21 protein-coding genes are annotated in these 19,133 nt (G+C 71.9%); 17 read left to right on the plus strand and 4 right to left on the minus strand.

What is annotated here, in order from left to right; translation table 11 throughout:
• Window positions 1-12 precede the first annotated feature (12 nt).
• A complete protein-coding gene (locus AC6I72_RS24190; protein ID WP_498003288.1) occupies window positions 13-936 on the minus strand; it encodes an ABC transporter ATP-binding protein in 924 nt (307 codons plus the stop codon).
• A 31-nt stretch (window positions 937-967) separates the two neighbouring features.
• Entirely contained in the window at window positions 968-1,780 is an 813-nt protein-coding gene (locus AC6I72_RS24195) for an AAC(3) family N-acetyltransferase (RefSeq protein WP_498003289.1), read from the minus strand.
• Between the two features lie 160 nt (window positions 1,781-1,940).
• Between AC6I72_RS24195 and AC6I72_RS24200 the strand changes: the two genes are divergently transcribed.
• The 11 genes from AC6I72_RS24200 to dapD all read left to right on the plus strand — a co-directional run bounded on the left by AC6I72_RS24200 (window position 1,941) and on the right by dapD (window position 10,539).
• A complete protein-coding gene (locus AC6I72_RS24200) occupies window positions 1,941-2,681 on the plus strand; it encodes a helix-turn-helix transcriptional regulator (RefSeq protein WP_498003290.1) in 741 nt (246 codons plus the stop codon).
• Window positions 2,678-4,099: a Fe-S cluster assembly protein SufB gene (sufB, locus tag AC6I72_RS24205; protein ID WP_498003291.1), complete on the plus strand. Its 1,422-nt coding sequence runs from the start codon at window positions 2,678-2,680 to the stop codon at window positions 4,097-4,099. The genes AC6I72_RS24200 and sufB overlap by 4 nt, the downstream gene beginning before the upstream one ends.
• 59 nt (window positions 4,100-4,158) lie before the next feature.
• Window positions 4,159-5,382, plus strand: a complete 1,224-nt coding sequence (sufD, locus tag AC6I72_RS24210; protein ID WP_498003292.1) for a Fe-S cluster assembly protein SufD — start codon at window positions 4,159-4,161, stop codon at window positions 5,380-5,382.
• A complete protein-coding gene (locus tag AC6I72_RS24215; RefSeq protein WP_037860798.1) occupies window positions 5,379-5,702 on the plus strand; it encodes a non-heme iron oxygenase ferredoxin subunit in 324 nt (107 codons plus the stop codon). The genes sufD and AC6I72_RS24215 overlap by 4 nt, the downstream gene beginning before the upstream one ends.
• A gap of 7 nt (window positions 5,703-5,709) precedes the next feature.
• Complete coding sequence (gene sufC, locus AC6I72_RS24220; RefSeq protein ID WP_498003293.1) at window positions 5,710-6,474, plus strand: Fe-S cluster assembly ATPase SufC; 765 nt, start codon at window positions 5,710-5,712, stop codon at window positions 6,472-6,474.
• Window positions 6,471-7,727, plus strand: a complete 1,257-nt coding sequence (locus tag AC6I72_RS24225) for a cysteine desulfurase (RefSeq protein WP_498003294.1) — start codon at window positions 6,471-6,473, stop codon at window positions 7,725-7,727. The genes sufC and AC6I72_RS24225 overlap by 4 nt, the downstream gene beginning before the upstream one ends.
• Window positions 7,728-7,738: 11 nt before the next feature.
• A complete protein-coding gene (gene sufU, locus AC6I72_RS24230) occupies window positions 7,739-8,206 on the plus strand; it encodes a Fe-S cluster assembly sulfur transfer protein SufU (protein WP_037860801.1) in 468 nt (155 codons plus the stop codon).
• Entirely contained in the window at window positions 8,203-8,535 is a 333-nt protein-coding gene (locus AC6I72_RS24235; RefSeq protein ID WP_010039749.1) for a metal-sulfur cluster assembly factor, read from the plus strand. The genes sufU and AC6I72_RS24235 overlap by 4 nt, the downstream gene beginning before the upstream one ends.
• Window positions 8,536-8,633: 98 nt before the next feature.
• Window positions 8,634-8,954 (plus strand): DMT family transporter, encoded by a 321-nt coding sequence (locus AC6I72_RS24240; protein WP_498003295.1) that lies wholly within the window; start codon window positions 8,634-8,636, stop codon window positions 8,952-8,954.
• Window positions 8,954-9,508, plus strand: a complete 555-nt coding sequence (locus AC6I72_RS24245) for a TetR/AcrR family transcriptional regulator (RefSeq protein WP_498003296.1) — start codon at window positions 8,954-8,956, stop codon at window positions 9,506-9,508. Before AC6I72_RS24240 ends, AC6I72_RS24245 begins: the two co-directional genes overlap by 1 nt.
• Before the next feature lie 44 nt (window positions 9,509-9,552).
• Window positions 9,553-10,539 carry a 2,3,4,5-tetrahydropyridine-2,6-dicarboxylate N-succinyltransferase gene (gene dapD, locus AC6I72_RS24250; protein ID WP_498003297.1) on the plus strand — a complete coding sequence of 329 codons (987 nt, stop codon included), beginning with the start codon at window positions 9,553-9,555 and terminating at the stop codon, window positions 10,537-10,539.
• Window positions 10,540-10,819: 280 nt separating this feature from the next.
• Here dapD and dapA read toward each other — a convergent pair whose 3' ends face one another.
• Window positions 10,820-11,749 (minus strand): 4-hydroxy-tetrahydrodipicolinate synthase, encoded by a 930-nt coding sequence (dapA, locus tag AC6I72_RS24255; protein WP_498003298.1) that lies wholly within the window; start codon window positions 11,747-11,749, stop codon window positions 10,820-10,822.
• A 157-nt stretch (window positions 11,750-11,906) separates the two neighbouring features.
• On the opposite strand from dapA, the gene AC6I72_RS24260 reads away from it, so the two are divergent.
• The 5 genes from AC6I72_RS24260 (at window position 11,907) to AC6I72_RS24280 (ending at window position 14,864) form a co-directional block, all read left to right on the plus strand.
• On the plus strand, window positions 11,907-12,056 hold the full coding sequence (locus AC6I72_RS24260; RefSeq protein ID WP_498003299.1) for a hypothetical protein: 150 nt from the start codon (window positions 11,907-11,909) through the stop codon (window positions 12,054-12,056).
• Window positions 12,053-12,787, plus strand: coding sequence for a hypothetical protein (locus tag AC6I72_RS24265; protein ID WP_498003300.1), 735 nt, complete (start codon window positions 12,053-12,055; stop codon window positions 12,785-12,787). Before AC6I72_RS24260 ends, AC6I72_RS24265 begins: the two co-directional genes overlap by 4 nt.
• Before the next feature lie 53 nt (window positions 12,788-12,840).
• Window positions 12,841-13,293, plus strand: a complete 453-nt coding sequence (locus AC6I72_RS24270) for a phage holin family protein (RefSeq protein WP_498003301.1) — start codon at window positions 12,841-12,843, stop codon at window positions 13,291-13,293.
• Window positions 13,290-13,703: a DUF3618 domain-containing protein gene (locus AC6I72_RS24275; protein ID WP_498003302.1), complete on the plus strand. Its 414-nt coding sequence runs from the start codon at window positions 13,290-13,292 to the stop codon at window positions 13,701-13,703. Before AC6I72_RS24270 ends, AC6I72_RS24275 begins: the two co-directional genes overlap by 4 nt.
• A gap of 444 nt (window positions 13,704-14,147) precedes the next feature.
• Window positions 14,148-14,864: an antibiotic biosynthesis monooxygenase gene (locus tag AC6I72_RS24280; RefSeq protein ID WP_498003303.1), complete on the plus strand. Its 717-nt coding sequence runs from the start codon at window positions 14,148-14,150 to the stop codon at window positions 14,862-14,864.
• Window positions 14,865-14,918: 54 nt separating this feature from the next.
• On the opposite strand, the gene AC6I72_RS24285 is transcribed toward AC6I72_RS24280, so the two are convergent.
• Window positions 14,919-16,754, minus strand: coding sequence for a DUF8508 domain-containing protein (locus tag AC6I72_RS24285; protein WP_498003304.1), 1,836 nt, complete (start codon window positions 16,752-16,754; stop codon window positions 14,919-14,921).
• 305 nt (window positions 16,755-17,059) lie between these two features.
• Between AC6I72_RS24285 and AC6I72_RS24290 the strand changes: the two genes are divergently transcribed.
• The gene (locus tag AC6I72_RS24290) at window positions 17,060-18,529 is read left to right on the plus strand and encodes a hypothetical protein (RefSeq protein ID WP_498003305.1); all 1,470 of its coding nucleotides are present in this window, start codon (window positions 17,060-17,062) and stop codon (window positions 18,527-18,529) included.
• Window positions 18,530-19,133 lie beyond the last annotated feature (604 nt).

The following is a 19,133-nucleotide window of genomic DNA, read 5'->3' on the forward strand; positions in this document are numbered from 1 at the left end:
TGCGGGACGGATTCATGAACGCAGCTCCTTGCCGGTCAGCTCCAGAAAGACGTCCTCGAGTGTGTGCCGCTCCACGGAGATCCGGTCGGGCATCACCCCGTGCTGCGCGCACCAGGACGTCACCGTGGCGAGCAGTTGGGGGTCGATCTCGCCGACCACCCGGTACGCGCCGGGCGTCAGCTCGGCGGCGGAGGAATCGGGGGGCAGGGCCTTGAGCAGGGAGGCGACGTCGAGGCCGGGGCGGCCGCTGAAGCGCAGGGTGTTCTCCGCGCCGCCGCGGCACAGCTCCTCGGGGGAGCCCTGCGCGATGACCCGGCCGGCGTCGATGATCGCGACGTCGTCGGCGAGTTGTTCGGCCTCGTCCATGTGGTGGGTGGTGAGGATCACGGACACGCCGTCGGCGCGCAGGTCACGCACCAGGTCCCAGGTGGCCCGGCGGGCCTGCGGGTCGAGACCGGCGGTCGGCTCGTCGAGGAAGACCAGCTCGGGGCGGCCGACGACGGCCATGGCGAGCGCGAGGCGCTGCTGCTGGCCGCCGGAGAGGCGGCGGTAGCTCGTCCGCCCGCAGCCGCCCAGCCCCAGCCGTTCGATCAGGGCGTCCACGTCCAGGGGGTGGGCGTGCAGCCTGGCGACATGCCGGAGCATCTCGTCGGCCCTGGCCCCGGAGTAGACGCCGCCGGACTGGAGCATCACGCCGATACGGGGGCGCAGCGCGGCGGACTGCCCGACCGGGTCGAGGCCCAGGACGCGCACCGTGCCGGAGTCCGGCTTCCGGTACCCCTCGCAGGTCTCGACCGTGGTCGTCTTGCCGGCGCCGTTGGGGCCGAGGACGGCGGTCACACCCGCCCGGGCCACCAGGTCGAGGCCGTCCACCGCGGTCTTGGTGCCGTACCGCTTCACCAGGGACTGCACCTGGACCACTGGCTCACTTCGCATGGGTCCAGAGTCTAGGGACGCGCCGGGCGCTTCAGGCGGGCGGGTGCGTGATGTCCTCCTCACGGGGACGGTGCAGGGCGAGCCAGCGTTCGGCGTAGGCGACCGCGTCGGCCACGGGGAAGAGCCGGGCGTCGGCCGCGCCGACCTTTCCGGTGGCGACGGGCCGGTCCCGTTCGAAGTCGTGCCCGAGTTCGCCGAACCGTTCGGAGGTGACCGACACCTCGGTCACGGTCTCCCAGCCGTGCGGTCCGGGCCTGCCCTCCCGCACGAGGGGCGCGGGTATGCGGTACTCGGCGAGGTGGAAGCAGGTGCAGGTGTCGTATCCGGCGCCGAGCAGCAGCACGCGGGCGCCGGCGGCCTCCAGCCGGGCCAGGGGACTTCGCTCGCCCAGCCGGCAGTCGGTGGCGTGGCCGTCGGTGATCTCCCGCGCGCGGGGGCCGATCGCGGCGAACGACGTCTGGGGGTGGGCGCTGCGCAGGGCGCCCGGCCAGGTCCGCACGGTCTCGGGGACGACGCCGACGCCGCAGGTGGGCGTCGTGGCGGGGTCGTAGGCGGGCAGGGTGGCCCGGATGGTGTCCCACCACTCCTCGGGCACCGGCGGGTCGCTCCACAGGGCCGGGTCGGAGAGGTCGCCGCTGTGGGCGGGGACGACGAGGGTGCCATCCGGGCCGAGGGCGTCGAGGAGTCCCCGGACGAGGGCGACGGGGCCTCCGCAGACCCAGCCGAGTGACTTCAGGGAGGAGTGGGCCAGCAGGATCTCGCCGGGCCTCACCCCGAGTGCGCGCAGGGCGGCGGCGACCATGTCGCGGGTCACAAGAGGGCCGGTCGGCGGGGGTGTGGGCATGGCGGGGAGTCTGGCGCGCCGGGCGGGAAGCCGCCACCCGTTTGATCGATCACAGATCGTTTCCGCAGGTCGGATTAGGTTTGCCTAAGTGACGCAGGGCACCGTGCGCCCTGACCGGCGGCGCTTGTCAGGGTCCGAGGAATTACGCAACAATGGCGTTGTGAAAAACGTCGGCGAGGCTCGGGAGACCCCCGCGGGGGCCCCGCAGGAGGAGTTCGCGACCGGGGAGCGTTCCACGCGCAACCGGGTCGCGCGGTCCATCCTGGACCACGGTCCCTCGACCGTCGCCGAGCTGGCCGGCAGGCTGGGGCTCACCCAGGCGGCCGTGCGGCGTCACCTGGACGCGCTGGTCGCCGACGACGTCGTGGAGGCACGCGAGCGGCGGGTGTACGGCGCGCGGACGCGCGGCCGGCCCGCCAAGGTCTTCGCGCTCACCGACTGCGGCCGGGACGCCTTCGACCAGTCGTACGACAAGCTCGCAGCGGACGCCATGCGCTGGATCGCCGAGCGCGAGGGCGGCCAGGAGGCGGTCACCGCCTTCGCCCGGGCCCGCATCGCCGCCCAGGCGCGCGCCTACCGCCGGGCGATCGAGGCGGCGGGCCCCGGTGAACGCGCCGAAGCGCTCGCCAAGGCCCTGAGCCAGGACGGGTACGCTGCTACGGCGCGCAGCGCACCGGTCGGCGAGCAGCTCTGCCAGCACCACTGCCCGGTCGCCCACGTCGCGGAACAGTTCCCCCAGCTGTGCGAGGCGGAGACGGAGATCTTCGCCGAGCTGCTGGGTACCCACGTCCAGCGACTGGCGACCATCGCCCACGGCGACGGCGTCTGCACGACGTTCATCCCCAGGATTTCCCAGACAGACAACGCATCCGCAAGCACGGCCGGGAGGAACCCCGCATGACTCTCCCCACGGAGACTGCCCACCCCGAACTCGAGGGCCTGGGCAAGTACGAATACGGCTGGGCCGACTCCGACGAGGCCGGCGCCTCCGCACGGCGCGGTCTGAACGAGGACGTGGTCAAGGACATCTCCGGGAAGAAGTCCGAGCCGGAGTGGATGACCAAGCTCCGCCTCAAGGGCCTGAAGCTCTTCGAGAAGAAGCCCATGCCGAACTGGGGCTCGGACCTGTCGGGGATCGACTTCGACAACATCAAGTACTTCGTGCGCTCCACGGAGAAGCAGGCGGAGTCCTGGGAGGACCTGCCCGAGGACATCAAGAACACCTACGACAAGCTGGGCATCCCCGAGGCCGAGAAGCAGCGCCTGGTCGCCGGCGTGGCCGCCCAGTACGAGTCGGAGGTCGTCTACCACCAGATCCGCGAGGACCTGGAGGAGCAGGGCGTCATCTTCCTGGACACCGACACCGCCCTGAAGGAGCACCCGGAGCTCTTCAAGGAGTACTTCGGCACGGTCATCCCGGCCGGTGACAACAAGTTCGCCGCGCTGAACACCGCCGTGTGGTCCGGCGGCTCCTTCATCTACGTGCCGAAGGGCGTGCACGTCGAGATCCCGCTCCAGGCCTACTTCCGCATCAACACGGAGAACATGGGCCAGTTCGAGCGGACCCTGATCATCGTCGACGAGGGTGCCTACGTGCACTACGTCGAGGGCTGCACGGCCCCGATCTACAAGTCGGACTCCCTGCACTCCGCGGTCGTCGAGATCATCGTCAAGAAGAACGCCCGCTGCCGCTACACGACCATCCAGAACTGGTCGAACAACGTCTACAACCTGGTCACCAAGCGCGCCGTCGCCTACGAGGGCGCGACCATGGAGTGGATCGACGGCAACATCGGCTCCAAGGTGACGATGAAGTACCCGGCCGTCTACCTGATGGGCGAGCACGCCAAGGGCGAGACCCTCTCCATCGCCTTCGCGGGCGAGGGCCAGCACCAGGACGCCGGTTCCAAGATGGTGCACATGGCGCCGAACACCTCCTCCAACATCGTCTCCAAGTCGGTGGCGCGCGGCGGCGGCCGCACCTCGTACCGCGGCCTGGTCGAGATCGGTGAGGGCGCCGCGGGCTCCAAGTCCAACGTGCTGTGCGACGCGCTGCTCGTCGACACCATCTCCCGCTCCGACACCTACCCCTACGTGGACGTCCGCGAGGACGACGTGTCCATGGGCCACGAGGCGACCGTCTCCAAGGTCTCCGAGGACCAGCTCTTCTACCTGATGAGCCGCGGTCTGTCCGAGTTCGAGGCGATGGCGATGATCGTGCGCGGCTTCGTCGAGCCGATCGCCAAGGAACTCCCCATGGAGTACGCGCTGGAGCTGAACCGGCTGATCGAGCTGCAGATGGAAGGCGCGGTCGGCTGACGACCGCCCGCCGAGACAGCCAGCGAACACTGACGTAGGAAGAGAGCAGACCGACAGCCATGGCTGAGGCCCAGAACTCCCCCCAGTCCCCGACTCCGCTCGGACAGGGGGCGCCCCCACCGGTGGGTTCCACCACCGCCGGCCAGATCGCGGTGGCCGCGGAGTCGACCGTCGCCACCCGCATGAGCGCGCCCCCGTCCTTCGACGTGGCGGACTTCCCGGTCCCGCACGGCCGGGAGGAGGAATGGCGCTTCACCCCGCTGGAGCGGCTGCGCGGCCTGCACGACGGCACCGCGACCGCCACCGGCACCGGCGTGAAGGTGGACATCCAGGCCCCCGAGGGCGTGAGCGTGGAGAGCGTCGGCCGTGACGACGCGCGGCTCGGCAAGGCGGGCACCCCGGTCGACCGCGTCGCCGCCCAGGCCTACTCCTCCTTCGAGCAGGCCTCGGTCGTGACCGTCCCCAAGGAGACCGTCCTGACCGAGCCGATCCGCATCGCGGTGCACGGCGAGGGCGGGGTCGCCTACGGCCACCAGGTCGTGGAGCTGGGCGCCTTCGCCGAGGCCGTCGTCGTCATCGACCACACAGGTGACGCGGTGCTCGCCGCCAACGTCGACTACCTCCTGGGCGACGGTGCCAAGCTCACCGTCGTCTCCGTCCAGGACTGGGACGACAAGGCCGTCCACGTCGGCCAGCACAACGCGCTGGTCGGCCGGGACGCCTCCTTCAAGTCGGTCGTCGTCACCTTCGGCGGCGACGTCGTCCGGCTGCACCCGCGCGTGACGTACGCCGGGGCCGGCGGCGAGGTCGAGATGCTCGGCCTGTACTTCACCGACTCGGGCCAGCACCAGGAGCACCGCCTCTTCGTCGACCACGACGCCCCGCACTGCAAGTCGAACGTCGTGTACAAGGGCGCCCTCCAGGGCGAGCAGGCGCACGCGGTGTGGATCGGTGACGTGCTCATCGAGGCCCGGGCCGAGGGCACCGACACCTACGAGATGAACCGCAACCTGGTGCTGACCGACGGCGCCCGTGTCGACTCCGTGCCGAACCTGGAGATCGAGACCGGCGAGATCGTCGGCGCCGGCCACGCCAGCGCCACCGGCCGCTTCGACGACGAGCAGCTCTTCTACCTGATGGCCCGCGGCATCCCGGAGCACGAGGCCCGCCGCCTCGTCGTCCGTGGCTTCTTCGCCGAACTGGTCCAGCAGATCGGTGTCAAGGACATCGAGGAGCGCCTGCTCGCCAAGATCGAGGAGGAGCTGGAGGCGTCCGTCGCATGAGCGGTGCCTTTGTACGTGTGTGCGCGCTGAGCGAGCTGGAGGCGGACACCCCGAAGCGGGTGGAACTCGACGGCACGCCCATCTCCGTGGTGCACACCGAGGGCGAGGTGTTCGCCATCCACGACATCTGCTCGCACGCGAACGTCTCGCTCGCCGAGGGCGAGGTCGACGACTGCCACATCGAGTGCTGGCTGCACGGCTCGCGCTTCGACCTCCGTTCCGGCAAGCCCGACAGTCTTCCGGCGACGCGTCCCGTCCCCGTATACCCCGTAAAGATCGAAGGGGACGACGTGCTCGTCTCCCTCTCCCAGGAGTCCTGAGGCATCCATGGCAACGCTTGAAATCCGAGACCTGCACGTCACCGTCGAGGCCGACAACGCCACGAAGGAGATCCTCAAGGGCGTCGACCTCACCGTGAAGCAGGGCGAGACGCACGCCATCATGGGCCCCAACGGCTCCGGCAAGTCGACCCTCGCCTACTCGCTCGCGGGTCACCCGAAGTACACGATCACCGGGGGCACCGTCACCCTCGACGGCGAGGACGTCCTGGAGATGTCCGTCGACGAGCGCGCCCGCGCCGGCCTGTTCCTGGCGATGCAGTACCCGGTCGAGGTCCCCGGCGTCTCGGTCTCCAACTTCCTGCGCACCTCCGCCACCGCCATCCGCGGCGAGGCCCCCAAGCTGCGCACCTGGGTGAAGGAGGTCAAGGAGACCATGGAGCGGCTCCACATGGACCCCTCCTTCGCCGAGCGCAACGTGAACGAGGGCTTCTCCGGCGGTGAGAAGAAGCGCCACGAGATCCTCCAGCTGGAGCTGCTCAAGCCGAAGGTCGCGATCCTCGACGAGACCGACTCCGGCCTGGACGTCGACGCGCTGCGGATCGTCTCCGAGGGCGTGAACCGCGTCCGCGAGACCGGTGAGGTCGGCACCCTGCTGATCACGCACTACACGCGCATCCTGCGCTACATCAAGCCCGACTTCGTCCACGTGTTCGCCGACGGCCGCATCGCCGAGTCCGGCGGTCCCGAGCTGGCGGACAAGCTGGAGAACGAGGGCTACGAGGCATACGTGAAGGGTGGCGCATCCGCGTGACACAGCTGCCGGGCCTCCTCGACACCGAGGCGATCCGCAAGGACTTCCCCGTCCTGGACCGACTGGTCCACGACGGCAGGAAGCTCGTGTACCTGGACAACGCGGCGACCTCCCAGACCCCGCGCCAGGTGCTCGACGTGCTGTCCGAGTACTACGAACAGCACAACGCCAACGTGCACCGCGGTGTGCACGTGCTCGCCGAGGAGGCCACGGCGCTGTACGAGGGCGCCCGCGACAAGGTCGCGGCGTTCATCAACGCGCCGAGCCGCGACGAGGTGATCTTCACGAAGAACGCCTCCGAGTCGCTCAACCTCGTGGCGAACATGCTGGGCTGGGCCGACGAGCCCTACCGGGTGGACCACGACACCGAGATCGTCATCACGGAGATGGAGCACCACTCCAACATCGTGCCGTGGCAGCTGCTGGCGCAGCGCACGGGCGCGAAGCTGAAGTGGTTCGGCCTGACCGACGACGGCCGCCTGGACCTGTCGAACATCGAGGAGGTCATCACCGAGAAGACGAAGATCGTCTCCTTCGTGCTGGTCTCCAACATCCTCGGCACCCTCAACCCGGTCGAGGCGATAGTGCGCCGCGCCCAGGAGGTCGGCGCCCTGGTCTGCGTCGACGCCTCGCAGGCCGCCCCCCACATGCCGCTGGACGTGCAGGCACTCCAGGCCGACTTCGTGGCCTTCACCGGCCACAAGATGTGCGGCCCGACCGGCATCGGCGTGCTCTGGGGCCGCCAGGAGCTCCTCGAGGACCTGCCTCCGTTCCTCGGCGGCGGCGAGATGATCGAGACGGTGTCGATGCACTCCTCGACCTACGCCCCCGCCCCGCACAAGTTCGAGGCAGGCACCCCGCCGATCTCCCAGGCCATCGGCCTGGGCGCGGCGATCGACTACCTGAACGCGATCGGCATGGACAAGGTCCTCGCGCACGAGCACGCGCTCACCGAGTACGCGGTGAAGCGGCTCGCGGACGTCCCCGACCTGCGCATCATCGGCCCGACCACGGCCGAGGACCGCGGCGCGGCGATCTCCTTCACGCTCGGCGACATCCACCCGCACGACGTGGGCCAGGTCCTCGACGAGCAGGGCATCGCCGTCCGGGTCGGTCACCACTGCGCCCGCCCGGTCTGCCTGCGCTACGGAATTCCTGCGACCACGCGAGCGTCGTTCTATCTGTACTCCACGCCGGCCGAGATCGACGCCCTGGTCGACGGCCTGGAGCACGTACGGAACTTCTTCGGATGAGGGGCTGAGGCGTGAAGCTGGACTCCATGTACCAGGACGTCATCCTGGACCACTACAAGCACCCGCACGGGCGGGGCTTGCGGGACGGTGACGCCGAGGTGCACCACGTCAACCCGACGTGCGGCGACGAGATCACCCTCCGTGTGAAGTACGACGGTACGACGATCGAGGACGTCAGCTACGAGGGGCAGGGCTGCTCCATCAGCCAGGCCTCGGCCTCGGTGCTGAACGACCTCCTGGTCGGCAAGGATCTGGCCGAGGCGCAGAGGATCCAGGAGACCTTCCTGGAGCTGATGCAGTCCAAGGGGAAGATCGAGCCCGACGACGCGATGGAGGAGGTCCTGGAGGACGCGGTCGCGTTCGCCGGGGTGTCCAAGTATCCGGCCCGGGTCAAGTGCGCCCTGCTGAGCTGGATGGCCTGGAAGGACGCGACGGCCCAGGCGCTGGACGGCGCCGACGCCGAAAGGAAGACGGCATGAGCGAGACCGTGGAGATGAAGCCGGCCTCGGAGGAGGAGCTCCGCGAGGCCCTGATGGACGTCGTCGACCCCGAACTGGGCATCGACGTCGTCAACCTCGGCCTGATCTACGGCATCCACGTCGACGAGTCGAACATCGCGACCGTCGACATGACCCTGACGTCGGCGGCCTGCCCGCTCACCGACGTCATCGAGGACCAGGCCAAGTCCGCCACGGACGGTCTCGTCAACGAGCTGCGCATCAACTGGGTCTGGATGCCGCCGTGGGGTCCGGACAAGATCACGGACGACGGCCGCGAGCAGCTGAGGGCGCTCGGGTTCAACGTCTGACGGACGCGGCGACGGGAACGGCGGCACCCCTCGGGTGCCGCCGTTTCGCTGTCCGCGCCTCTGTTCCCGGCCTTCCGCCGTTATGTACGCTCGTACACATGGGATACCTCTTCCTGGCCGGAGCCATAGCCGCCGAGGTCGCCGGCACCACCGCCATGAAGTACAGCGAGGGGTTCAGCAGGGTGGGCCCCTCGGTGCTGACCGTGCTCGGCTACCTGATCTCCTTCGCGCTGCTCGCCCAGACCCTCAAGACCCTCGAAGTCGGCACCGCCTACGCCATCTGGTCCGGCATCGGCACCGCGGCCATCGCCACCATCGGCGTGGCCTTCCTGGGGGAGGGGATGACCCTCGTCAAGATCGCCGGGATCGCGCTGATCATCCTCGGCGTGGTGGTGCTCAACCTGGGCGGCGCCCACTGATGCCCCGGCGCTACGACCCCGGCCGACGGCAGCGGATCATCGACGCGGCGATCCGGGTCGTGGGAACTCAGGGCATCGCCGGGCTCAGCCACCGCACCGTCGCCGCCGAGGCCGATGTGCCGCTGGGCTCCACGACGTACCACTTCGCCACCCTCGACGACCTGCTGGTCGCTGCCCTGCGGCAGGCCAACGAGGGCTTCGCCGAGGCGGTCGCCGCGCGCGGCGCGCTGGACGCCCCGCACCCCGACCTGGCGGGCGAACTCGCCGCCGCGACGGGGGAGTGGCTGGCCGGCGACCGTACCGGTGTCGAGCTGGAGTACGAGCTGTACCTGGCCGCGCTGCGCCGCCCCGCCCTGCGTCCGGTCGCCGCCGAGTGGGCCGACGGCCTCGCCGCCCTCCTGTCCCGGCACACCGACCCGGTCACCGCCCGGGCCCTGGTCGCCCTGGTGGACGGCATCTGCCTCCAGGTGCTGCTGACGGGCGGTTCGTACGACGAGGAGTACGCCCGCGAGGTGCTGGCTCGGGTGATCCCACCGAGGCCGCCCGGCACGTGAGACACGGTTCGCTCCCGCACCCGCCCCCACGTTAGGTTTTCCCCATGACCGACACTGCTCCCCGCACCACCGGCGCCGTCGCCGCCGGACTCGCCACGATCGCCGCCGACGGCACCGTCCTCGACACGTGGTTCCCCGCCCCCGAACTGACGGACGAGCCCGGCCCGGCCGGGACCGAACGGCTGTCCGCCGAGCGCGCCGCCGGACTGCTCGGCGGCGGCGCGACCGCGGCGACCGGTCCGGACGCCCGCCGGGGCGTCGAGGTGGTCGCGGTCCGCACGGTCATCGCCTCGCTCGACGAGAAGCCGATCGACGCGCACGACGTCTACCTGCGCCTGCACCTGCTCTCCCACCGCCTGGTCAAGCCGCACGGCCTGAGCCTGGACGGCATGTTCGGCTTCCTCGCCAACGTCGCCTGGACGTCGCTGGGTCCGGTCGCCGTCGACGACGTCGAGAAGGTGCGGCTCAACGCCCGCGCCGAGGGCCTGCACCTCCAGGTGACCTCCATCGACAAGTTCCCGCGCATGACGGACTACGTGGCCCCCAAGGGCGTCCGTATCGCCGACGCCGACCGGGTCCGCCTCGGCGCCCACCTCGCCGAGGGCACCACGGTCATGCACGAGGGCTTCGTGAACTTCAACGCGGGCACCCTCGGCACCTCCATGGTCGAGGGCCGCATCTCCGCGGGTGTCGTGGTCGGTGACGGCTCGGACATCGGCGGCGGCGCCTCCACCATGGGCACGCTCTCCGGCGGCGGCAACGTGATCATCTCCATCGGCGAGCGGTGCCTGATCGGCGCCGAGGCGGGCGTGGGCATCGCGCTCGGCGACGAGTGCGTCGTGGAGGCCGGCCTGTACGTCACCGCGGGCACCCGCATCACCATGCCCGACGGACAGATCGTCAAGGCCCGTGAACTCTCCGGCGCCTCCAACATCCTCTTCCGCCGCAACTCGGTCACCGGCGCCGTCGAGGCCCGCCCGAACAACGCGGTCTGGGGCGGGCTGAACGAGATCCTGCACAGCCACAACTGACGTCGCGACGAGCGGCCGTCACGGTGCGGCGCCCTTTCCGTCAGGAGGGGCGCCGCATCCTTTTCCAGCGGTGACGCGGGCGGGCCCCACAGGGTGACGAAGGCGGCCGGCGGCCGCGAGGTCCGGGGTGTGCGGGCCTCTGCGCGGGTCCACGTGGCGCAGCGGGGCGGCCCCGGGGTGCCCTGCCGTCAGGTGTGCGGGGCCCCCGGGCTCTGCCCGTCGCCCCGGCGGCTGGGCGGCCCGCCGCGTACGCCGTGATCGCCCCGGTCGTCCGGCAGGGTCAGGGCGCGGACGCCATGAGCCGTTCGCAGGCCGCGAGGAGGCCGCCGACCGCCTCCCGGTCCGCGGGGCGCAGGGGCGCGCGGACCGGGCCCGCCGGCAGTCCGAGCGCGTTGAGCAGGCCCTTGACGGTGACCGTGCCGGGCAGCCCCGCGGACATCGTCAACTCGATGAGTTCCGTGGCCTGTTGCTGCAACCGGGCGGCCCGCGCCGTGTCGCCCGCGTCGAACGCGTCCAGGACGGCGCGCAGTCGGCCGGGGACGACGTTCGCGACCGTGCTCACGTATCCCGCGCCGCCGACCGCGTAGAGGGCGAGGTTGTGCTCGTCGCAGCCCGCGTAGAACGCCAGGTCCGTGCGCGCCAGCAGCTTCTGGACGCCGAGGAGGTCGTAGGAGCAGTCCTTGACGGCGACGATGCGCGGGTGCGCGGCCAGGCGCAGCAGCGTCGGGACCTCGATGCGGGTGCCGGTGCGGGCCGGGATGTCGTAGAGCACGACGGGCAGCCCCGAGGCGTCCGCGACCGTGCGGAAGTGCGCCTCGACCGCGTCCTGCGGGGGTCTGCTGTAGTACGGCGTCACCACCAGCACCGCGTCGGCACCGGCCTTCTCGGCGGCCAGGGCGAGTTCGACGGTGTGCCGGGTGTCGGCCGTGCCCACGCCCGCGACGAGCGTGGCCCGGTCCCCGACTGCCTCCCGGACGGCGCGGACCAGGTCCGCCTTCTCGGCGTCCGTGGTGGTCGGTGACTCGCCGGTCGTGCCGCTCAGGACGAGCCCGTCGCACCCCTCGCTCACCAGGCGGTCGGCCAGGCGCCCGGCGCCGTCCAGGTCGAGGGCGCCCGACGGGGTGAAGGGCGTGACCATGGCGCACAGGGTGCGGCCGACGGGGCGGGCGGGGCCACCGGCACCCGGCGGGCTCTTCGCGATCGTCGTCATGGAGGTAGTCTCGGCGGACCTTCCATGAAGCTCCACTTAATTCTTCTACGGGGAATTGATAAGCAATACTGGAACGAAGGTGTGCTGTGTCCAAAGTCGGCCGTTTGGGTCACCATGGAGGGTGAAGGTCACTGACCGGCAGCTCATGGGAGGCGTCATGAAGCTCGGCAAGGCACTGGCCACCGGAGTCGCGCAGGAGGAGGAGCAGCCGCGGCCGGCTGAGGAGGAGACTCCCGCAGAGGCCGTCCGGGTCCCGCAGGAGACACCGGCCGCCACCGCGCCCGAAGAGGTCCCGGCCGCCCGATGAGGCTGCGGCTGCCGACGGAACACCCGACGGAGCCGCCGACCGGTTACAAGATCGCCCACCCGGTGCTGTCGCGGGACGGCGCCCGGGCCGGGTTCACCGGAGTGTCGCTCGGCGGTGCGCTGCCGTACGGCGTCGTCGCGGACGCCGGCTGCGTCTACGGCCGCCGGCACCGGCCGCCCGCCCGGTTCTGCGACTGCGGCTTCCACTGCGTGCACGAACGCGCCGCCGCGCAGGAGCTGTTGTGCACAGCCGAGCACCGGTCCGCGGTGCTCCTGGAGGTGTCCGTCCTCGGCTCCTACATCCGCTTCGAACGCGGGTACCGCTATGCCCGCCAGCGGGTGCGGACGATGACGGTCGGCCCGTGCGCGTGCGGCGCGCCCGCCGACTCGCTGGCCGACGCGGGCTGGGGCCGGCCCGGCCGGCCGGCCCTGGCCGCCGCCTGCGCGGGCTGCGTGCGGGGGCGTACGGCCCTGACCCTCACCGGGTTCGCCCGGCTGGCCGGGGACGGCCTGCGGGTCCTCGCGGAACCCGGCCCGGCGGTTGCGGCCGGCCAGGCCGCTCCGACCGCTGCGGGCAGTCCGGCGGACCTCACGGACGCGGCCGGTCCGGACGGCCGCGGCGGCCCGGGCCTGCCCGAACTCGTCGCGGAGGCCTCCCTGTTGCAGGCCCGGCTCGACTGGTTCCAGACCCAGCTGGCCCTGCTCGGCGAGCGCGGCCCGGGCCAGGGGTAGCGGAGGCGTCCACGGGTACCCGGCCGTCCCGGACCGAGAGGAGGCGGGACACAGTGACCGGGACCATCGATGCCAGACCTGTCCGCGCGCAGCAGCCCGTGGCGGGCGACCGCCCGGCGCACGACCGGTCGGTGGGCGAACTCGTCCACGACGCCACCGAACAGCTCTCCCTGCTCGCACGGCAGGAAGTCGCCCTCGCCAAGGAGGAGCTGACCGTCAAGGGGCGGCGCATGGGGCGCGGCGGCGGACTGCTGGGCGCCGCGGGCGCACTCGCGTACGTGGGGGTGTTCGCGCTCGCCGGGACGGGCGTGGCCGCGCTCGCGCTGGTGCTGCCCGTGTGGGCCGCCGCGCTCATCGTGACCGGCGTGCTGTTCGCGCTCGCGGGCCTGCTGGCCCTGACCGGACGTGCCCAGTTGCGGCGCGCCGGACCGCCCACACCGCAGCAGGCGCTCGGCAGCGTCAAGGCGGACGTCGAGGAACTCAAGGAAAGGGCACACCACCGATGACCGACGGCAGGCAGGGGGCGGCCGGCGGGGCCGCGCGGGCCCTGGGAGCGAAGGGGCCGGACGAACTGCGCCGGCAGATCGAGCAGACCAGGACCCGGCTCGGCGACACCGTCGAGGAACTGGCGGCGAAGGCCGACGTCAAGGGCCGCACCAGGGCCCGCGCGGCCGACCTGCGGGACCGCGCCGGGGCCATGAGCGTCCAGATGCGCAGCGGTGCCGTACAGGCCGGGCACCGCGCCGAGGAACGGGCCGCCGACGCGCTGCGGCGCACGCGGCAGTCCGCCGGCCGGCCGGTGAGCGACGCGGCCCGCGCCTGCCGCCGCCATCCGCGCCCGCTGCTGATCCTGGGAGCGGCGGGAATGCTCGCGCTGACGGCGGGACTGCTGAGGCGGCGGCGCGCGCACCTGTGAGAGAACACCGCGTACGGCCGAGGTGCGGCGCGCCACGAGCGAGTGGCGCGCCGCACACGTGCGCCGGGGAGCGAGTGGGCGCGGGCGCGTGGGCGGGCGCAGGGGGTGCGGCGGCGTGCCGTACCGGATGCCGCTCGCGGATGCGGCCGCCCCCGGATGCGGTCCGCACGCCGACACTGCCCGCGCTCCGGGCGCCGGGGGGTTCCGGTTCCGCCGGGGCCCGGTGTCGGGCGGGCGGCGTACGTATCGCGTGCGTTCGTGCTCCGGTGCCGCGCTGCCCTTCGGCCCGGGCTCGCGGGACGGTGCCGTGCGCACAGGGGTCGTGCTCCGGGGCCACCCAAGCAGGGGGTTGACCTCGACTTTGGTTGAGGTCCGAGAGTGGGGGACGTCCCGGTCGGACGCCGTTGCGTCCGTCGTGTCCCGCGAGCACGGAGGCCCGCTCAGATGATGTCCGTACCCCGTACGACCCGCCGTACCACCGCGCATCCCGACCTCACCGACCCGCGCGTGGACGCGCCCCTCTTCAGCACCTGGCGGGTGGGGACCCCCGAGCGGCAGCGGCAGACCGTCGAGGCCATCGCCGAGACCTGGACCCGTCGGCCCTGGCCCGCCCGCGACCTGCTCTCGTACCACGTCTACACCGGCGAGGACGGCTCCACGCTGCTCCACCACTCGCAGTGGGCGAGCGAGCAGGCGTTCGAGGCGTTCGTGAAGGCCCACCGGCAGGAGCGGGTCGACGAGATCGACACCGCCGTCCCCGGCATCGAGCGGGTGCGGCTCGGCCGCTACCGGTACCACCGCGGCTCCGCCGGCCGTCCCGGTCGGGTCCCCGGGAGCATCGTGATCGTCGACGTCGAGTTCGACGGCCCCGACCCCGGCCGGCAGCGCGCCTGGGCCGACGCGGTCCTCGAAGCCCTGGACGGGGAGCCGGACCCGCACCCCGGCGGGATCGCCGCCCACTTCCACCTGAGCACCGACGGCACGCGGGTCCTGAACTACGCCGAGTGGGAGAGCGCCCGGGCGCACCGGGAAGCGCTCGCGGCCCCGGGCGACGGCGTCGGGTCACCGACCGGGCCGTGGAAGCGCGTCCAGACCTGGCCCGGGCTCAAGAGCAGCACCGTCAGCCGCTACGAGCACGCGCTCGGGCTCGTACCCGCCTGAAGACGGCCGGCGGGGCCGCGGCCGGGCGCGCCACCGCCCGGCCGCCGCCGCCCGCTACGGGCGCAGCCGCAGCACCTGCGGGTCGTGGTCGCTGATCTGGTCGTGGAACTCGGAGTTGATGTGCACGCTGTCGTAGTCGAAGCGGTGGCCGTGCCGGATCGAGGGGCTGATCAGGATCTGGTCCAGGACCTGCGCGTTGCCCTGGTAGTCGTACGTGTACCGCTCGCTCCTGGGCAGCGACTTGATCGCCGACCACAGCTCGCCGCCGCCCTCCAGGATCTGCGCGGTGCCGGAGAACTCGAAGTCGTTGATGTCACCGAGGGCGATCACGTCCGCGTTCCGCTGGACCTTCAGGATGTCCTTGACGAAGGAGTTCACCTCGGCCGCCTGGAGGTGGCGCTGCGTCTCCGAGCTGCGCACCGGCGGCTGGTACTGCGAGGTCAGCCCCTGGTCGCCGCCCTTGGACGCGAAGTGGTTGGCGATCACGAAGACCGTGCGGCCGTGGAAGACGAACTCGCCCGCCAGCGGCTTGCGGCTGGACTTCCAGGCCCCGCTCGCCGGGTCGACGCGGCCCGGCGAGGCGGTCAGGGCGGCCTTGCCGTGCACCCGGGTGACGCCGACGGCGGTGGTGGAGTCCCCGCCGGGGCGGTCGGTGAAGGAGACCCGGGCCGGGTTGAACAGGAAGGCCTGGCGGATGTTGCCGCCGGGCTGGCCGCCGTCCTGGCCGTCGACCGGGTCGATGGAGCGCCACTCGTAGCGCGGGCCGCCCGCCGCGACGATCGCGTCGATCAGCTTGGCCATGGTCACGCCCGCGGTGACCGTGCCGTCGTCGGTGGCGCCGTTGTCGTCCTGGATCTCCTCCAGGGACACGATGTCGGGCGAGCGCAGGTTGTGCACGATCGCGGAGGCGTGCGCCGCGAAGGTGGTGTCGGACGGGTCCAGGTTCTCCACGTTGTAGGTGGCCACCGCCAGCTCGCCGCGGGACTGCGCGCGGGTCGTCTCGCGCCGCAGGCCGCCGCTCTCCAGCGTGCCGAGCCGGTTCGCGACCAGCGTGTAGCCGCCGAACTGGTTGTAGTCCAGCGGTCCGGTGGTGGCGCCCGCGAGGGTGTCCCCGACGTCCGCCACCGGGAAGTCCGCGGTGGCCCCGAGCGACTGGATCTGGAGCCGGCCGGTGTTCTGGGAGTCGTAGGAGCCGTACACCGTGCCGCCGCGCGGGGCGGCGTGCTCGTGCGGCTTCACCGTCACCCACAGCTCGGTGTACGGGTCGGTGGCGGTGACCACGCGGGCGTCCTCCACCTGGACGTTCATGCCCTCCAGCGACTCGTAGCGGTCCAGGGCGTAGCGCTCGGGGCGCAGCGGCAGGGCGTTGACCGAGCCGTTCGCCGCGCTGTCGCCGGCCGGGGCGTAGGCCGCGGGCACCGACTCGGCGTCGAGGACGACCGGGGCCGGGACGGCGTTGCCGGCGGAGAGCACGGTGACGGCGGGCTTGGTGATCTCGGTGATCGACTGGTTGCCCGACGAGGTGCCCCCGGGGACGTACTCGGAGACCGTGCCGGTGACCGTCACCGAGTCGCCCACGGCCGCCTTCGGGGCGGAGCTGGTGAAGACGAAGACGCCCTCGCTCGTGGCCGGGTCCGCGTCCGGGTCGGGGTCCTGCATCCAGAAGCCCTTCGAGGAGCCGTAGGTACGGACCCCGGTGACGATTCCGGCCACGTCCGAGACCTTCTGGCCGGCGTACGGGGAGATCCGGGTCGTGCCCTGGATGTCATGGATGCGCACGGAGTCCGCGTGCGCGGGCGCGGGGAGCACGATCATCTGGGTGACCGCCGCCGCGGAGCAGACGGCGGCGACGGTCAGCGCGGCCAGCCGCGCGGAAGACTTGCTGGGCAACGGAATCCCTCCGGGGACGTACAGGAGCGCCGGGACGAGGGTGGGGCGTGGAACCGGACGCCGCGACCGGTGGGCGGCGCGGCGCGCAGAGCAGTCGGTGAACAGCTGTCCCCCGAATTTCTACGCGCGTCAATCTCCTGCGCGGCCAGGGTGGTTGTCAAGGTTTCGGCCATGTACGCAGGGGGTCCGGCAGATGAACCGGTCGGCATGGGTGGAAATCCGTCTAGGCTGAGCGGTTGAGTCGTCAGGCTTTTTCGGCCCGGGGGTGCGCACCCCCGGCCACCAGGTCCTAGGAGAACCAGTCGATGTCAGACACGTCCCCGCTGCCGCCGGTGCGGCTGGCTTCCGAACCGGAACTGGCCCGGGACGCCCTCGCCACCCCGCTCCTGTCCCGGGCCGCCCGGCTCGCGCGGTGGGCCGGACCCGCGACCCGGGTCGACGCCGGCGGCGCGCTGGTGCCGGAGCAACTGCCCGCCGCCGCCCGGGAACTGGGGCTCGACGGCGACGACGCGGCGGCCTGGGCGAGCGAGGCCTGGCGGCTGGCCGTCGACACCGGGCTCGTCGAGATCACCGACGAGGAGGAGGGCACCGTCACGGCGGGCGCGGAACTGCGGCTGCTCACCGGCGGCTCCCCGCACGACGTGCTCACCGTCTGGCTGGCCGCGCTGGACGCGGTCCTCGCCGACGCGAGCGTGCCCGACCTGGACGGCCTGATCGACGCGATGGACGAGGGCGGCGCCGTCGACCTGTCCACGCTGGACTGGGACCCGCAGGCCGAGGCGGAGTTCCTGGACGGGGTGCTCGCCAACCTGTACCTGCTCACCGTCGGCGAGGAGGGCCCCGCCGGCGCACCCGTGCCGCTGCCCGCGCTCGCCGCCTCCATGATCGTGCCCAGCGACATGGGGGAGCCCACCGACGACATACTGGAACAGGTCTCCGACGCGATGATGCGGCTGGACGACCAGTTCCGGCTGCTGGAGCCGGTCGGGCTCGTCGACTACCGGCCGGTGGACGAGGCCCTTCTGGAGGACACCGGGGAGGCCGCGGACGGCGACGGCGCCGGGCGGACGGGGGAGGCCGCCGGGACGCCGGTGACCGACGACGAGGTGGAGGTCGCCCGGTACGGCATGGTGCGGCTCACCCCGCTCGGGCTGTACGGCATGCGCGCCCGGCTCCTGGAGGCCGGCCACGACGCCCCGGCCGTCGGCGACCTCGCGGACAAGGGAGCGGACGCGCTGCTCGACGGCACCGCCGCCTTCCCGCCCGCCGCCACGCACGCCGAGACCGAGCAGTGGCTGGCGCGCCGCGAACCCCTGGCCGCCGCCCGCGAACTGCTCGCCGCGGCGCGCGGCACGGACGCCGGGGCGCCGCTGCGCCGGCTCCGCTGCCAGCAGGCGCTGTCCCTGGTGGGCGCGGTGGCCGAACCGGCGCTGCGCGAGGTGCTCGACGACGCCGAACTGGGCGGCCTCGCCCGGGTCTGGCTGACCGAGCGCGGCCTGCCCGACGTGCCCCCGCCGACCCAGGACATGGTCTTCTGGCTCACCATCGACACCGTGGCCGCGCAACTGGCCGCCGAGGGCGAGTCCGACGAACTGCACGCACTGGTGCAGGGCCTCGCCGAGCAGCACAGCGGGTTCTTCGCCGCGGCCTGGCGGGTGGACCACCCGCGGACGGCGGACGTCCTGGAGGCCATGGGACGGCTCCACCCCGACAAGAAGATCGCGAAGGAGGCCCGCAAGGCGGCCTTCAAGGCGCGCTCCGCGCAGGGCGGTTGAGCGAACCGGGGTGAACGCGGGCCGGCCGGAGCGGGGAGCAGCGAGCCGGAGGGAACACCGAAGCGATCCCGGAGCGAGCCGGTGTGGACCGAAGCGGTCCCGGGCGAGCGGGAGAAGAATAAATTCGTTCGCCCGGCCCGCGGTCTGCCTCCTAGAGTGATGCACGTCCAGGTGCGACAGGCAGGACCTACTTCCACTCATAATGGGGAGGCCGCGGGTTCGAATCCCGCCACCGGCACCACGCGCCGGTGTAGCTCAGAGGCAGAGCACCACACGTCGGTTCAGCCGCCTTCGATCTCTGGACACCGAAAGCTTCACGCACCTCCCGGTGCGCGGGCCGCGGCTACTTCTTCGCACAGAATCCACGCCGCTGCCGAACTGATCTCGGGAGGCGCGGCTGATGGTGGGTGCCCGGTGCGCAGGCAACGGTTACTTCTTTCGGATCGGACGGTTGCGGGTTCGAGTCCCGTCATCGGCTCAGGGCCGGTGTAGCTCAATCGGCAGAGCATCTGACACAGTCCGTCGCCGACCCCTGATCTCGGGCACCCTCCTTCTGCCGCGCCTCCCTCCGGAACACCGCGAGAACACGGTGAACGAATTCGGG

The organism is Streptomyces sp. Xyl84 (assembly GCF_059731885.1).

Coding starts and splice junctions, on each gene's coding strand:
- AC6I72_RS24215 (WP_037860798.1), top strand. CDS start 5,379: ATGAGCGGTGCCTTTGTACGTGTGTGCGCGCTGAGCGAGCTGGAGGCG.
- AC6I72_RS24275 (WP_498003302.1), top strand. CDS start 13,290: ATGACCGACGGCAGGCAGGGGGCGGCCGGCGGGGCCGCGCGGGCCCTG.
- AC6I72_RS24290 (WP_498003305.1), top strand. CDS start 17,060: ATGTCAGACACGTCCCCGCTGCCGCCGGTGCGGCTGGCTTCCGAACCG.
- AC6I72_RS24245 (WP_498003296.1), top strand. CDS start 8,954: ATGCCCCGGCGCTACGACCCCGGCCGACGGCAGCGGATCATCGACGCG.
- sufD (WP_498003292.1), top strand. CDS start 4,159: ATGGCTGAGGCCCAGAACTCCCCCCAGTCCCCGACTCCGCTCGGACAG.
- AC6I72_RS24265 (WP_498003300.1), top strand. CDS start 12,053: ATGAGGCTGCGGCTGCCGACGGAACACCCGACGGAGCCGCCGACCGGT.
- AC6I72_RS24280 (WP_498003303.1), top strand. CDS start 14,148: ATGATGTCCGTACCCCGTACGACCCGCCGTACCACCGCGCATCCCGAC.
- AC6I72_RS24195 (WP_498003289.1), bottom strand. CDS start 1,780: ATGCCCACACCCCCGCCGACCGGCCCTCTTGTGACCCGCGACATGGTC.
- dapA (WP_498003298.1), bottom strand. CDS start 11,749: ATGACGACGATCGCGAAGAGCCCGCCGGGTGCCGGTGGCCCCGCCCGC.
- sufC (WP_498003293.1), top strand. CDS start 5,710: ATGGCAACGCTTGAAATCCGAGACCTGCACGTCACCGTCGAGGCCGAC.
- AC6I72_RS24235 (WP_010039749.1), top strand. CDS start 8,203: ATGAGCGAGACCGTGGAGATGAAGCCGGCCTCGGAGGAGGAGCTCCGC.
- AC6I72_RS24240 (WP_498003295.1), top strand. CDS start 8,634: ATGGGATACCTCTTCCTGGCCGGAGCCATAGCCGCCGAGGTCGCCGGC.
- AC6I72_RS24260 (WP_498003299.1), top strand. CDS start 11,907: ATGAAGCTCGGCAAGGCACTGGCCACCGGAGTCGCGCAGGAGGAGGAG.
- dapD (WP_498003297.1), top strand. CDS start 9,553: ATGACCGACACTGCTCCCCGCACCACCGGCGCCGTCGCCGCCGGACTC.
- AC6I72_RS24190 (WP_498003288.1), bottom strand. CDS start 936: ATGCGAAGTGAGCCAGTGGTCCAGGTGCAGTCCCTGGTGAAGCGGTAC.
- sufB (WP_498003291.1), top strand. CDS start 2,678: ATGACTCTCCCCACGGAGACTGCCCACCCCGAACTCGAGGGCCTGGGC.